At 60.1% G+C, this 14,227-nt stretch carries 12 protein-coding genes; 8 read left to right on the top strand and 4 right to left on the bottom strand.

The window, feature by feature from the left end; all coding sequences use genetic code 11:
* Positions 1-17: 17 nt before the first annotated feature.
* From A0U93_RS00870 to tssH, 4 genes are all read right to left on the bottom strand, one after another.
* Positions 18-497: an Hcp family type VI secretion system effector gene (locus A0U93_RS00870; RefSeq protein WP_077805698.1), complete on the bottom strand. Its 480-nt coding sequence runs from the start codon at positions 495-497 to the stop codon at positions 18-20.
* Positions 498-666: 169 nt separating this feature from the next.
* Positions 667-1,245, bottom strand: a complete 579-nt coding sequence (locus tag A0U93_RS00865) for a putative adhesin (RefSeq protein WP_077805697.1) — start codon at positions 1,243-1,245, stop codon at positions 667-669.
* A 44-nt stretch (positions 1,246-1,289) separates the two neighbouring features.
* On the bottom strand, positions 1,290-2,240 hold the full coding sequence (locus tag A0U93_RS00860; protein ID WP_147151194.1) for a hypothetical protein: 951 nt from the start codon (positions 2,238-2,240) through the stop codon (positions 1,290-1,292).
* Positions 2,237-4,891: a type VI secretion system ATPase TssH gene (tssH, locus tag A0U93_RS00855; RefSeq protein WP_077805695.1), complete on the bottom strand. Its 2,655-nt coding sequence runs from the start codon at positions 4,889-4,891 to the stop codon at positions 2,237-2,239. The genes A0U93_RS00860 and tssH overlap by 4 nt, the downstream gene beginning before the upstream one ends.
* 300 nt (positions 4,892-5,191) lie before the next feature.
* On the opposite strand from tssH, the gene tssA reads away from it, so the two are divergent.
* The 8 genes from tssA (at position 5,192) to tssG (ending at position 14,162) form a co-directional block, all read left to right on the top strand.
* Complete coding sequence (gene tssA, locus A0U93_RS00850; RefSeq protein WP_077805694.1) at positions 5,192-6,328, top strand: type VI secretion system protein TssA; 1,137 nt, start codon at positions 5,192-5,194, stop codon at positions 6,326-6,328.
* A gap of 66 nt (positions 6,329-6,394) precedes the next feature.
* Positions 6,395-6,901 carry a type VI secretion system contractile sheath small subunit gene (gene tssB / locus A0U93_RS00845; RefSeq protein ID WP_077805693.1) on the top strand — a complete coding sequence of 169 codons (507 nt, stop codon included), beginning with the start codon at positions 6,395-6,397 and terminating at the stop codon, positions 6,899-6,901.
* 5 nt (positions 6,902-6,906) lie between these two features.
* On the top strand, positions 6,907-8,403 hold the full coding sequence (tssC, locus tag A0U93_RS00840; protein WP_077805692.1) for a type VI secretion system contractile sheath large subunit: 1,497 nt from the start codon (positions 6,907-6,909) through the stop codon (positions 8,401-8,403).
* A gap of 9 nt (positions 8,404-8,412) precedes the next feature.
* Entirely contained in the window at positions 8,413-10,017 is a 1,605-nt protein-coding gene (gene tssC, locus A0U93_RS00835) for a type VI secretion system contractile sheath large subunit (protein ID WP_077805691.1), read from the top strand.
* A complete protein-coding gene (locus A0U93_RS00830; protein ID WP_077805690.1) occupies positions 10,014-10,817 on the top strand; it encodes a type VI secretion system accessory protein TagJ in 804 nt (267 codons plus the stop codon). The genes tssC (A0U93_RS00835) and A0U93_RS00830 overlap by 4 nt, the downstream gene beginning before the upstream one ends.
* Positions 10,818-11,312 (top strand): type VI secretion system baseplate subunit TssE, encoded by a 495-nt coding sequence (gene tssE / locus A0U93_RS00825; protein ID WP_077805689.1) that lies wholly within the window; start codon positions 10,818-10,820, stop codon positions 11,310-11,312.
* A gap of 7 nt (positions 11,313-11,319) precedes the next feature.
* A complete protein-coding gene (gene tssF, locus A0U93_RS00820; RefSeq protein ID WP_077805688.1) occupies positions 11,320-13,134 on the top strand; it encodes a type VI secretion system baseplate subunit TssF in 1,815 nt (604 codons plus the stop codon).
* 5 nt (positions 13,135-13,139) lie between these two features.
* Positions 13,140-14,162, top strand: a complete 1,023-nt coding sequence (gene tssG, locus A0U93_RS00815) for a type VI secretion system baseplate subunit TssG (RefSeq protein ID WP_077805687.1) — start codon at positions 13,140-13,142, stop codon at positions 14,160-14,162.
* Positions 14,163-14,227 lie beyond the last annotated feature (65 nt).

Here is a 14,227-nt window from a genome sequence, read left to right as displayed (position 1 = left end):
GAGCAGAAAAAAAGCGATCAGGAAGTTTTTGCCTGCGTGAGATCGTAGATAATCCGCTTCGGACCGGTTTTGCTGCCGTCCGCACCCTCACCGTAATCTTCGATCGTGATCTCGGTAAAATTAAGGGTCAGAGTCTCTGTCGGACGATCCTTGCCGTGCCCGGAATTCACGAGGCTGGAGGTGATGGAGTCTTTCAGGATGAGAGACCGGAACAACGTCTCCCCGCCCTCGTTGACGCGCGTGAAGTCGATCTGCGCCTGCTTCGCCTGCCCGACGAAAGCGTAGGTCGAGAGCGTGTGGCTCGACGCATCGATATATTTGGTGAGTGTCAGTTCACTCACATATGCCGAGGTGGACTCGCGGTTCTTGCCAATACCAACGGAACTACGGATCGTGCGGGACATGCTCCACTGGGCGTCGAGCAGTTCGATCCAGTTCGTATGATTGGTTTCGGTCACATCACCCTGGGCGTCACCGTATTTAAGATAGATACCCATCTTTTTTCTGCACCCTTTTTTACTAGTCGATACATCCGAAGGCCAACCACACGGCAGCCCTACGTGAAAAAACTAGACCCTTTACTGAGGCAGGTCTTTCGATTCTGGGTTACCAATGTAAAATTCCGCCATCTTTATCAGGCACGCTTTACGGCTCGACCGGACCAGGTCACGCCCATTGCACCGTTTCAGACGGGACGGCCGATCCCTTCAGTGTCTCGCTGACCATCTGACTGAAAGTCGGTCGACAGAAAAGACAGTGGAAAACATTATACCGATACCCGTGCTCCCACAGCGTTCCGACAAGCTCGGTCAACGTAACCGGGTTGGCATAGCGTAACCCCCGATTGCGGACGCTGACAACATCGTATCTGGGTAAAAACCGGCCAAGGTCGGCGAGTTTCGCGTAGTCCTCACCCATGCCATTGTGCTGACGACTTTGCCCATCGGTATTGGTATATTTTCCCAGCAGGTATTCATCCATAGAGGATGATGAACCCTGCGCAACACGTTCAGCGTTTCTCGGATTGGCGCTTTCCGTATTGAACATGGCAATCCCCGGATCGGTCAGGGTCGTGCGGCGACTGCAATAAAAGGAAAATGTAACATCCGGCCCGGAATATCGGCGATGGAGTGGATCGATCATCCCATGCGCGGTGATGACGCACTCGGATTTGCTCGATCGGCCATCTGCAAGAGTCCATACGTAAAAGTTGTTTCCAACTTCATTTCTGATCAGCGATGGCATCGACGGTTTTCTTTCCTGGATGAAACGACAGGGAGAAAGATCACTCAGGACATCAGAAGCTTGTCTCCAATCGCCAGCCATCCGGCCGGTTCCCGAATGATACCCATCACGTCATATTTGCGCGTGAAAAGACGTGTCAGTCCGCGTTGTTGAAAAAGTTCGTAGATCATGCGCGTGGCCTGACTATCGGACTGGCGCAACGTAAACCTGTGCTCGTCGAAGGCCATCCAGTGAAGGCCAGCGGCCGCCGCATAGCATGCCTGTCCGACACCCATCGGCGTGGCGACACCCTCGAACGACGCACCGATATTGATGCCCATCGTAATCAGGTTGTCGATGTTACCAATGATCGATCCCACCGGAATCGCGGATACAGCCGTATTGATCCCCCGGCGGGACATCTTGATCTGCTTCATGCGAATGACCGTATCGCACCATTCGACGAGCCGCTCATGCTCCTCTCCGCTTCGATCGGCCGCAATCTGCCTGAGCTTGATGAGATGAATGACCGTCGTGGAGAGGGAGCTGACATGACGCGTGAGGCCGGCAACATTGATGCCGGCGGTTTTCGCCGATGCGGCCGAGCCGCCCAGCGAAAGAATCTGTGTCCCGATCCCTTTCTTGGCACGCTGTCGCAGATAGGAGAGTGTCTGTGGTGAATGTCGCCCTTCGTAGGTGCTGCCCTCCAGAAAAGGATTGGCCGGCAGTTCCGCCTTCTTTGTCGCCTTGTAGAATGCATTCAGAACATCGATCGAGCCCCCTGCCTGCGACGCATGACTGCCGGAAACCGCGGTGCCGATCACGGTTGTGGCGATATCGGACATCGTCACGGCCGCTTTCAGACGGTCGGGCGCATTCTTCGATTTCCCATACGCCTCGGCTTTGCCAAGCGATTTTCGCAGGTTGGTGTTCAAATCGCCCTGATGAAGGGTCGGATACCGTTCCGCATTGACGTTGCCAGGAACCGGCACATTGCGGCGCATGGTCTCTCTCATGATACAATTCCTTCGTGCATGGACGACGTGCGTTGATCGATATCATGCAGCAGATCGAAGCTCTGGCCGTCATAGACCAGACGTATTTCGGCATCCGGGGCATCGGCCGACCGGCCAAGAAAACGGCGCGCCAGAAGCGGCAGTATTTCCGTCGCGATCATTCGCTCGATAACCCGCGCGCCCGATGCACTGGAAACCGACCGGGCCTGCAGTGCCGCCAGTGCCGTGTCGTCGAATGCGACTTTCGCACCATAAACCGCCGCAACCCGCCGCACGACCTTCGCCACCTGAAGGTCCACGATCAGCCGCCGCGTTTCGTCCGACAGGGGGAGATACGGCACTGTGGTCACCCGACCGAGAAAAGCGGCTTTGAAGTGCTTGAGCATCTCGTCATGCAGGGCTGTCGTCAGGCCATCGGTATCGGGCGCTGTATCGGGATCGGCGAACAGCGCATCAATCAGCTGCGTGCCTGCATTGGTCGTCATGATGATGATGGTGTTGCGGAAGTCGATGTCCCGTCCCTCACCGTCTTTCATCATGCCCTTGTCGAACACCTGAAAGAAGATGTCCTGCACGCCCGGATGCGCCTTCTCGAATTCGTCCAGAAGCAGCACGGAATGCGGTCGACGCCGCACGGCTTCCGTCAGCACGCCGCCCTCGCCGTATCCGACGTAACCGGGCGGGCTGCCCATCAGCAGGCTGACCTTATGCTCTTCCTTGAACTCGGTCATGTTGATCGTCGTCAGGCTCTGTGCCCCACCATAGAGCAGATCGGCCAGCGCGGTCGCCGTTTCGGTCTTGCCGACGCCAGACGTGCCGACCATCAGGAAAACGCCCACGGGTTTGCGTGAATCCGTCAGTCCCGCGCGCGAAACGCGGATCGCTTCGGACACCGCCGTCAGTGCATGATCCTGCCCGACCACACGGGCGCGCAGATCGTCTTCGAGACGCAACAGGCGCTGAATTTCGTCAGAACGCATCCGGCGCGCCGGGACGCCCGTCCACTTCTCCACGATTTCCGCGATGACCTGCGCATCCACGACAGGGTGGATCATGGGATGCTCGCCCTGCAATGCCTCGAGTTCCGCCGCGACCGCAATCGCCTGCGCTCGTGTGCCGGATGAGTCTGTGCCGCCGCTTTCCGCCCGTTCACGCAACGCGCTCAGAGAGGCGACAAGTTCGCTTTCCTTCGCAAGGCGCGCCTCATCGCCGGCCAGCCGTTCGGCAATCTCGGCTGCTTCGGCATCCAGCCGCGCAAGACGCTTTTCCTGCGACACGCCGGACAGGCCCTCGCGTTTCAGAAGGTCGATCTCACGCTCGATCGCGGTCAGACGCCGACGTCGACTTTCGATCGTCCCTGGCGTCGAGCCCTGGCTCATCGCCACGCGTGCGCAAGCCGTATCCAGCAGGCTGACGCCCTTATCCGGCAATTGCCGGTCAGGGATGAAGCGTTTCGACAAACGCACGGAGGCCTCGATCGCTTCATCCAGAATACGCACCTTATGGTGTTTCTCCAGCACGCCGATCAGTCCGCGCAGCATATCGATAGCCGTCGATTCCGAAGGCTCATCGACCTTCACGGTCTGGAAACGCCGCGTCAGTGCGGCGTCCTTTTCGAAATAGCGCTTATACTCGGCCCACGTGGTCGCGGCGATCACCCGCAGCTCCCCTCGTGCCAGCGGCGGCTTGAGCAGATTGGCGGCGTCGCCCTGCCCGGCCTGCCCGCCGGCACCGATCAACGTGTGTGCCTCGTCGATAAACAGCACGATCGGCGTCGGGGACTTCTGGACATCGTCGATGACGGACCGCAGGCGGTTTTCGAATTCGCCCTTCACACCGGCGCCGGCTTGCAGAAGGCCGAGATCCAGCGTCCGGATCGAGACGTCCTTCAAGGCCTCCGGCACATCACCCTCGGCAATCCGAAGCGCCAGACCTTCGACGACCGCAGTCTTGCCCACGCCCGCCTCGCCCGTCAGGATGGGATTGTTCTGTCGACGACGCGTCAGGATATCGATCACCTGCCGGATCTCCGTATCCCGCCCCAGGATCGGGTCGATCCGCCCGGCTCTTGCCAGTCCGACCAGATCGGTCGTGAAGCGGTCCAGTGCTGCGTTGCTCCCGATTGCCGGGCCGCTGTCGACTGCCGGGGCGTGACCTTCGGTGGACCTGCCCTCGGCGCTATCCGCGGTCAGCCTCGCAAAATCCCGGACAAGTATTTCGCTCGCCAGCTTTCGCAAGGCGGGACAGGCGATGCGCAGTCGGGATGCCACGACCTCGTCCGCCAGACAGGCGCAGAGAACATGGCCCGATCTCAAAACCCGGTCGGACCGATCAACGGTCGCGATCAGCCAGCCATCTTTCAGGATGCCGACGAGTTCCGGCGAAAGCGCCGGACTACGCCCGTTGCCCGTCGAGAAGCGGTCGAGCACCGTATTGAGGCCCGCCGCAACATGGCCAGGGTCGATATCCTCGCGCCGAAGAATCTGCACGACATCGGATTGCGCGTCCTGAACGATCTGCGCCAGCCAATGCTCGACATCGACGGTGTAATGCGTGCGGGACATTGCCGCGCCTGCCGCCGCTTCGAGTGCACGTCGACAGACATCGTCCAGATGCCCGACCAGTCGTTGAAGATCGATCACCGCCGCCATGCTTACCCCGTCGTCCGTTCACTTTCGGCAAACCGGCGCATTGGCACGGCGGTCTGTCGCGCAAGTAGTGGGAAATTCTCGGCAGTAAATGGACCCACGTCTACCGCATTGACGTTTCATTTGTAGCTTTTTCATCGTGACATTCGACTTGTCGCCTATAATGATGCTGCGCATAGTTGACGTCATCGAGAGTTCATGAAGTCGGTCGTTGCCTCACTTCGCGTCTCTCACCATTTTTCATTCCGCAGCGCGTCGCGCAAGGGCGGGATGGCATGATGCGGAAAGGTGTGATCGACAGACATGCTTCTGCCTGACGAGGAAACCATTCTTGCCGCTATTGCCGCGCCCATTGGCGATGCAATGCCATGCGGCCGGGACCTTCGGACAGGCGCGGGCGTCAATTCCACCTATTCGGCACTTCGGGACGCCCGTTCGGCCGCGCGCATGCAGGAACGTGCGGGAGATGATGATCCTGAACGTGCCATCGGTATGCCGGAGGAATGGCGGACTGTCGAAGCGCTGGCGATCGAAGCGCTGACGACCGAGACCAAGGACCTCGAGATTGCCAGCGCTCTTGCGGAATCGCTGGCGCGCCGTGGGGGATTGGCAGGTCTGTCACTCGGCGCGCGGATCATGACGCGTCTGGTAGAATCTTTCTGGTCGCAGGGCCTTTATCCCGCCCTTGAAGCCGATGATCCCGAAGCGCGGACATTCGCCGTCTCAGGACTTAGCGGGTCGGATCGGGATGGATCGCTGATCCAACCACTTCGCAAGACCATTCTGTTCGAACTCGAAGACGGTCGTCCGATCGCTTTCTGGGAGTACGAACGGGCCCGTTCCCGTGCGGCCTCCAGTGCGCAGGGCGAGCATATCGCGGTTGTCCATGACGGTCTGCCTTCCCTCGACCAGATGGAAAGCGCTGCGCGTGGATCCGGGAACGCGGATCTTGCGATCGTCGCCCGGCATGCCGATGCGGCTTATGCCGCCTGGCAGAAACTGAACGATATATTCCTTGAAGTCTGCCAGGATACGGTGCCTGCGGCTGAGGCGCCATCCATGGGTCGCGTCGCGAATATCCTTGGCGATATCCGCGCCGCCGCCCATCGTTATGTCGTTCCCGACGAGTTGCCGGCAAACGATGTCACGGAAGATCCAGGCGACCTGCATGACGCGGAGGCAGTCGGGGGCACCACCGCCGAAGCCGCGGCCCCACATCGGCACGCGCGTCCTACGCGAAGCGAACTGCTGGACGCGGCCATGGATATCGCGCAACAGTTCCGTGAGATGGAGCCACATTCCCCTTTCAGTTACACGCTGGAAAATGCCGTCCGGCGTGCGCGTTTGTCCCTCCCTGATCTTCTGCGTGAAGTGGTGATGGACGATTCATCGCGCATTGAAATCCTGACCCGACTGGGCATCCAGGAACTCGATGTCTAGCGCGGTTCTTCGGCTGGAACGCCGCCCGACCAATCTGGCGGGCCTTAATAACGATTGGAGCGATTCATGAGTGCAAGCATCCATGAGAAACTGGCCCGCGTTCGTCGGCCGCGAGTCCATATAACCTACGAAGTCGAGATCGAAGGGGCGGAGGTCGTTCGCGAATTGCCGTTCGTCGTCGGTGTGGTAGGCGACTTCTCCGGCGACCCGACCAAGCCGCTGCGTCCTTTCGCCGAACGACGTTTCATCCAGATTGATCGGGACAATTTCGACGAGGTCATGCAGCGCATGTCGCCGGGCCTCAATCTCAAGGTCGCCAACACGCTCAAGGGCGGTGACGAGACGATGGCCGTCGATCTGGCTTTCAACAGCATTGAGGATTTCGAGCCCCAGCGCGTCGTCGATCAGGTTCCCGCACTCAAGGCGCTTCTTGAAACGCGCAATCGCCTGCGTGATCTCATGAGCAAGGCAGATCGCTCCGAAGAGCTCGAACTACTCCTCGAGCGCATCCTGAAGAATAATGAGGAACTGTCGGCGCTGAATGCCGAATTCCAGTCCCGGAAGGAAGGCTGACCTCCATGTCCGATTCCGCTCATTCTCCCCAACAGGCTCCGGGCGCCGTCACCACGGAAAGCGGTGCCAATCTCCTGTCGCAGGTCGTTGCCGCCACACGGCAAACCGAACCGGACCGGGCCGCCGAACTGGTGCGCACCCTGGTCGAGGAGGCCGGCAAAGGAACCGTCTCCTTCGACCGCAACCTGACCCGCACGATCGAACGCGCGGTCGAGGGGCTGGACGCCGCGATTTCCAAGCAGCTCAATGCAATCATCCATGACCCCCGCTTTCTCAAGCTGGAGGGTAGCTGGCGTGGCCTGCATTACCTCGTCATGAACAGCGAGACGAGCAGCAACCTGAAAATCCGCGTCGTCAATGCCAGCAAGCGTGAACTGCACCGCGACCTGACGCGCGTTGTCGAGTTCGACCAGTCCCTGCTGTTCCGCAAGATCTACGAGAACGAGTTCGGGACACCCGGTGGCGAACCTTACGGCGCGCTGATCGGCGATTATGAATGGACGAACGCGCCGGAAGATATCGAGACGCTGCGCGAAATCAGCCACGTTTCGGCAGCGGCTTTCGCACCGTTCGTGTCGGCGGCAGGTGCCGGCATGTTCGGTTTCGAGGACTGGACCGAGCTTTCCCGCCCCCGCGATCTCGCAAAGGCTTTCGACACGGTTGAATTCCTGAAGTGGCGTGGCTTCCGCGATAGCGAGGACAGCCGCTTCGTTTCCCTGACGCTGCCACGCGTGCTGAGCCGTTTGCCTTATGGCGAAGGCGTGAAGGCCGTGGACGAGTTCCGCTACGAGGAGGCTCCGCGTGCCGATGATGGCAAGCCGCTGGCCCTCGATCATGACGAGTACTGCTGGATGAATGCGGCCTACGTTATGGGCGCGCGCATGACGGATGCCTTCGCCCGCACCGGTTTCTGCACCATGATTCGCGGAAAGGAGGGCGGTGGTCGGATCGATGATCTGCCGCAGCACATCTTCCAGTCCGACGATGGCGATATGGACGCGAAATGCCCCACCGAGATCGGCATCACCGACCGTCGTGAAAACGAATTGTCCAATCTGGGTTTCCTGCCGATCTGTCACTACAAGAACGAGGACTACGCCGTCTTCTTCGGTGCACAGACGACACAGAAGCCGAAGGTCTACGATCGACCGGAGGCGACGGCCAATGCCGCGATCTCCGCTCGTCTGCCCTATATCATGGCAACCAGCCGGTTCGCGCATTATCTGAAGGTCATGGCACGCGACAAGATCGGTTCGTTCATGGAGGTCGGCGATTGCGAGCGCTGGCTGAACGACTGGATCAGCCGCTACGTCAACGCCAACGATCTTGCCGGTCCGGAAAGCAAGGCGCGTTACCCGCTCCGGGAAGCCCGTGTGGAAGTCGCGGAAATTCCCGGTCGCCCCGGCGCCTACAACGCCGTCGCCTACATGCGGCCCTGGCTGCAACTGGAAGAACTGACGACCAGCATGCGTATGGTGGCACGTATTCCGGAACGGGTCTGATCGTCAGGGATGCCGTCTGTCGCACCCCAGGAATTCAGCAAGCCGGACGCATCCGATGGCGAAAGGACGTCATCGCTGCGTGCAGGCTTGCTGGCCGGGGCGCATACGGGGCCAGACTGGGATTTCCAGGCATTCGAACAGTTTCTAAGAGACGATCGTGGAGCATTGCTTGCATGGTTCGGTCTGGAAGCGCTCGAGGACTTCCGGAAATTCAAGGATAATCGGCTCGGTCTGGCCCTGCGCGGTCGGATAGATCGTGACCTTGCGCAGATCGATATCATGATCGCGCGGCAGATTGATGCCATTCTTCATCACCCACGATTTCTTCTGCTTGAGGGATCGTGGCGTGGCCTGCTCTGGCTCGTCTCGTCATGCGATCCGGCAGAAGACATCCTCATTCGAATCTTCTCAATGAAGTGGCAGGAACTGGAGCGCGACTTCGGGCGAGCCCTGGAATTCGATCAATCCGCGTTTTTCAAGCTCGTTTACGAAGGTGAATTCGGTCATGCGGGCGGCCAGCCATTTGGCCTTCTGGTCGTGGATCATGAAATCGCCCATCAGCCGCCCCGTCGCTCGGCCTTCGACAGCATGGCGCCGGTTGATGATGTCGCAGTCCTGCGGCAACTTGCAGCCGTCGCCGCAGCGGCCTTCGTGCCGACCGTGCTTTCCGCCGCGCCGCGCCTTCTCGGGGTGGAGGCGTTTTCCGAACTGAGCCTGGCTCAGGATATGACCACGGTTCTGGATGACGAGGACCATAGACGTTGGCGCGGCCTTGTCGCGCAGGAGGACAGTCGCTTTCTGTGCCTGACCCTGCCGCATCTACGCGCCCGTCCCCGCTGGGCGCGCGACAACAACCGTTTGCGGCACGAGGAATATGCGCCCGATGCCACGGATATATGTTGGCACACAGCAGGATATGCGTTTGCGCGCAATGTCCTGCGTGCTCAACGGACTTATCGTTGGCCGGCCGACGTACGCGGCGTGACACCCGGCCGACAGACAGGCAGTTTCGTGGCGGATACTGTGAAAGATCCCTTCCGCTTCGGTGCGAGAACCCGGATTGCCCGAGCGCCAACGGAACTTGGTTTTACCGATCGGCAATGTCAGGCGTTGATCGAGACAGGCTTCATGCCGCTGAACACGCTGCCCTTCGGTGGTGCCGCGTTCGCGTCGACCCGCAGTCTTCAGGCGCGCCCGACCGCGCCGCGCCAGCCCGAGCCCGGACACGCCAACCGTCGCATTTCCGCCGATATCGTCTCACTGCTCTGCGTCTGTCGTTTTGCTCATCACATCAAGATGCTGGGCCGCGACATGATCGGCCGATTGCCGACCCCGGGAGAAATCGAGCGCGAACTTCAGGATTGGCTGGGGCGATACACCAATGCCAGCAGCCTGTCTTCCGGAGAGAGCCGCGCACGATATCCTCTCTTGTCCAGCCGGGTCAGCGTCCACGCACGGGAAGGGCAGCCAGGTCATTATGGATGCGTGATCCATCTCCAACCGCATTACCAGCTTGACGATATCTCGACGACATTCCGACTTGTCACCAATCTCGCGTCTCCGGACCGTGCCGGAGGTAGCACAAACCATAGTTCACTGGAGCCAACCCGATGACGACGCCTCTGTCCGCCGATGACCTGTTCCGCCAGGGCGATCTTGATGGTGCCATCGCCGCCGCGACTGCTGCGGTAAAGGCTGCGCCCTCGGATGCTGCGCCACGTCTGCTTCTTGCAGAATACAGTCTGTTCGCCAGCGATCTACAGCGTGCCGAAACGCTGGCGAGTGCGCTGACGTCGATCAATCCCGACATGGGGCTGGTTGCCGCGGAGTTCCGTCAGCTTCTCCGTGCGGAAATGCAGCGCCGCGCCATATTGGACGACGGCGCGGCGCCCGAATTCATCGGTGCGCCCACGGACAGCCAGCGAGAATCCCTCCGTGCGCTGGCCGCGCTGCGCAATGGCGACAGGGAAGAGGCAACTCAGGCGGCAGAAGCCGCGGAGGCTGCCCGCCCCCGCGTGGCAGGCCGAAGCGTTCAGGACGGTATCGACAACGTGTTCGACGATTTTCGTGATGCTGACGACATTCTGTGCGGCTCGCTTGAAGTGCTGACGACGACCGGAAAATGTTTCTGGATTCCGACAGAAGCTTTCGTGGAAATCATGTTTCATCCGCCCCGCCGCCCCCGCGATCTGTTCTGGCGTCGTGCTTCGGTCGTCGTGCGCAACGGCCCGGAAGGCGATGTCTACCTCCCTTCGCTTTATTATCCGGCTGGCGCGACCACCGCGTTGCGCCTTGGCCGGGAGACGGACTGGGCAACCGGCGACGGCCCTGTCCGCGGCAGTGGACAGCGTGTTTTCCTTGCAGGCGACGATGCATTGGGCGTCCTGCAGGTCTCAGAATTGTCGTTCGGGTAAATGCGCGCGCGACATCACGCGCCAGCATCGCTCTCGGTGCTCGATCGGCTGCTGGACGAACACCCGGACCGGTCTGCCGATCCGCCACATTCGGAGGTTCGTACGCAAAAGCAGATGCGCGCCGCATTACGCCGTGATCTCGAGGCGCTTCTGAACGCTACGCGTCCCTGGATCGTCTTGAAGCCACATCAGGCGATGCTGGAAACATCTCCGCTCGGCTTCGGCATCGCGGATGTCACGGCGCGCGTTCTTTCAAACGAGGAAGAACGTGAACGCATCCGGGCGGATGTCGAGGCCACCATTCACCGCTTCGATCCGCGACTGACCGATATCCGTGTTACCCTGCTGCCAGACGATGCACCGTTGAGCGCGGTGATCCGTCTGCACATAGAGGGCATCCTTCTGGTCGATCCCCAGCCCGAGTTCGTCAGATACAGCACAGCGATCCTGCCACCCGGCCAGCCGATCTCCGTGCAAGCCGTTCGCGAAACATAGGGACACCATGGCTGAAGATTTCATCGACGCCTATCAGCGTGAACTCGATGCCCTTCGCACACTTGCGGATACGTTCGCGCAGACCCACCCGAAGATTGCCGGCCGCTTGCGTCTGTCACGCGACACCGTGGACGATCCACATGTCGAGCGACTGCTCGAAGGCGTCGCTTTTCTGACAGGCCGTGTGCAGCAACGTCTGGATGACGATTATCCCGAACTTACCGACACGCTGCTCGATATTCTCTACCCGCATTATCTTGCCCCCCTCCCCTCCGCATGTCTGGTTCAATTCGAAGGAATGTCGGACGCCCGCACGGCCATCCCCATTCCGAGAAATACGCCCGTGCAGACTTCGCTTCCCGACGGTGCAACATGTCGTTTCCGGACGGCGGCGCCAACCGATATATGGCCGATCCGCGCGCATGACACCCGCATGCAGGCGGTCCCATTCGAAGCGCCGGTTCATCCGGCCTCACGCCGCGCGCAGAGTGTTCTGAGCGTGCGGCTGACGCTGGCCAATCCGGAAGCACAGTTTGCCGATATCGCCCCGGAAGCACTCAAGTTTTTCATCCATGCCCCACCGGAGCAATCCTCGGCACTGCATCAACTCATGTGCGCCCATGCCATTGGCATTGCTCTTTCCGCCGGGCCGAACGACGATCGTCCGACAATAATATCCCCACAGAATATTTCACCCTGTGGCTTCGCGGAGGACGACGCCCTTTATCCATGGCCTCGACGCTCATTCAGCGGCTTCCGCCTGCTCACCGAATATTTCGCATTTCCGGAAAAATTTCTTGCTGTCGTCATCAGCGGACTGGACGCGCGCACGGTGGTGGAAACGCGCGCCGAACTGACGCTATTCGTCTATTTCGATACGTTGATGCCCGGGCTGGCGCGGAGCCTGCATGCCGATGCCTTGCGATTGAATTGCGCGCCACTCGTCAATCTTTACGAAAGTGCCTGTGAACCGATCCGCCTGACACACTGGCAGACGAGTTACCCAATCGATCCGCCACGCAGCGGAAACACGTCGACAGAAATCTGGCAGATCGACGCGGTTCGTGAAATCCATAGCGACGGTAACAGCCGATCATGGCAGCCTCTCTATCGCCACCTGCCGAACGAGGAGCGCAAGCCGGCGGGAGAATACACGCTCGTACGCCGCGTCTCGCCGATCGGCGACCGTATCGAGACACGGCTTGTCCCGGTCGAGCCTGGCTGGACCGATGAGGAAACGCGCGACCGGCTTCTCTCCGTCGATGCCACGATAAGTGACGGCGATCTTCCGGCGCGCCTCCCATTCGGCGGGGGCGCACCGCAGTTCGTGCCGGAACGCGGTCTCGGCAGCATCACGCGCGTGACGTGCCTTACGCCACCGACACAAGGTTGGCGACGCCGTCAACGCGAGCGCAGCGCATGGGCGCTCATCACGCATCTGACCCTCAACCACCTTAGCCTGACCGGCGGCGAAAGCGCGGCGGGTGCGCTGCGTGACCTTCTGACACTCTACGACGCTCGTCATTCCGAAGAAACACGGTCAGCGATTGCGAGTCTGATCAATGTCACGTCCCGTCCAACCGTCGCCCGCCTTTCGGACGGCATGAAAGTTGGCTGGTGTCGAGGGCTGGAGGTTATCCTCACATTCGACGAAACCGGATGGTTCGAGCATGGGCTATATCTGTTGGCCGGCATGCTTGACCGCTTTCTCGCGCTCCACGTCGCAACGAATAATTTCGTGCGAACGACCGTCCGGCTCACGGGGCGGCCCGATCCCATCGTTTCGTTCCCGCCCCGCGCGGGTCATCGCCGAATTCTCTGATCGCAATGTCTATCCCGCCGCCAGCCACCTCCACGACTTCCGCTGACGTCGCGCTGGAGCACCTGCTCGCCACGCCACAGCATTTCTCGTTCGACGCAGCCATGGCCGTTCTTGAGCAGGTTGCGGGCAATCGCCCCCTTTCTGATGTGATTCGCTTCCATACGCCAGCAGGATTGGCGACACCGACAAGCGACATTGTCAGTGTCGATGCCTTGCCGGACGGCACATTCAGGGTCGTGACCGGTTTCGGTGGACTTACCGGTCACGACGGTGTTCTTCCGCGCCCCTACGGCGCCCTGGTCGATGAACAGCATCGCGCTCGTTCGAATGCGCTGAGTGCCTTCCTCGATATGCTTGCCCAACGGCCGAGGGTGCAGTTCGCAGAAGCTGGAACCAAATATACGGCACGGAGCATTGCGGGCTCCGATACATTGGAAAACAGTGAGCGGCCTATCGCACATGCATTATTTGCGCTGATGGGATTTACCAGCCGTAACGAAGCGCTTCGGGCCGGCATCAATCCAAGTTATCTCCTTTACTTTTCCGGCCTTATCGCCACACGTCCGCGCTCGGCGGAACGTCTCCGCACATTATTGGAAGAGTGGACAGGCGCGCCGGTCACGATCAATCAATTCTCGGGTCACTGGACCGGTGTGCCCGCGGATCAGCAATCGCGTCTTCCGGGCGCAGGCGCGGGCCAGTTTTGCCAACTTGGTATCGATACGGTGATTGGCGCAAAGATGTGGGACATGAACGCCCGCATTGAAATCCGGATCGGACCACTCTCACTGGCAAGCTATCGTTCTTTTCTGCCGCAAGGATCCTGCCATGAACTTCTGACATGTCTGGTTCGAACATTCATCGATGACGATGTGGAATGTGTCGTGCGCCTGGGATTGAAGCAGGCTGAAATTCCGCCCCTGCAACATGACGCCATCAGATTGGGTGCAGACAGTTGGTTGCCCCAACCTTCGAACCGCTTCACCGACGCGTTCGATGCCATCATTCCTGTTGCGCAACGTGTCTGATTGTCTGGTCTGGCCAATGGTTTCTTTTAACAGGCTTCAGAGCGGGCTGCATACCGCGCCCTGTG

Source organism: Neoasaia chiangmaiensis, from assembly GCF_002005465.1.
Classification (GTDB): domain Bacteria; phylum Pseudomonadota; class Alphaproteobacteria; order Acetobacterales; family Acetobacteraceae; genus Neoasaia; species Neoasaia chiangmaiensis.
Note: the sequence above shows the minus strand (reverse complement) of the source record. Positions and strands in the feature narration are given on the sequence as shown.

Coding starts and splice junctions, on each gene's coding strand:
- A0U93_RS00865 (WP_077805697.1), bottom strand. CDS start 1,245: ATGCCATCGCTGATCAGAAATGAAGTTGGAAACAACTTTTACGTATGG.
- tssC (WP_077805692.1), top strand. CDS start 6,907: ATGTCCGATTCCGCTCATTCTCCCCAACAGGCTCCGGGCGCCGTCACC.
- A0U93_RS00870 (WP_077805698.1), bottom strand. CDS start 497: ATGGGTATCTATCTTAAATACGGTGACGCCCAGGGTGATGTGACCGAA.
- A0U93_RS00830 (WP_077805690.1), top strand. CDS start 10,014: ATGACGACGCCTCTGTCCGCCGATGACCTGTTCCGCCAGGGCGATCTT.
- tssB (WP_077805693.1), top strand. CDS start 6,395: ATGAGTGCAAGCATCCATGAGAAACTGGCCCGCGTTCGTCGGCCGCGA.
- A0U93_RS00860 (WP_147151194.1), bottom strand. CDS start 2,240: ATGAGAGAGACCATGCGCCGCAATGTGCCGGTTCCTGGCAACGTCAAT.
- tssG (WP_077805687.1), top strand. CDS start 13,140: ATGTCTATCCCGCCGCCAGCCACCTCCACGACTTCCGCTGACGTCGCG.
- tssE (WP_077805689.1), top strand. CDS start 10,818: ATGCGCGCGCGACATCACGCGCCAGCATCGCTCTCGGTGCTCGATCGG.
- tssF (WP_077805688.1), top strand. CDS start 11,320: ATGGCTGAAGATTTCATCGACGCCTATCAGCGTGAACTCGATGCCCTT.
- tssH (WP_077805695.1), bottom strand. CDS start 4,891: ATGGCGGCGGTGATCGATCTTCAACGACTGGTCGGGCATCTGGACGAT.
- tssC (WP_077805691.1), top strand. CDS start 8,413: ATGCCGTCTGTCGCACCCCAGGAATTCAGCAAGCCGGACGCATCCGAT.
- tssA (WP_077805694.1), top strand. CDS start 5,192: ATGCTTCTGCCTGACGAGGAAACCATTCTTGCCGCTATTGCCGCGCCC.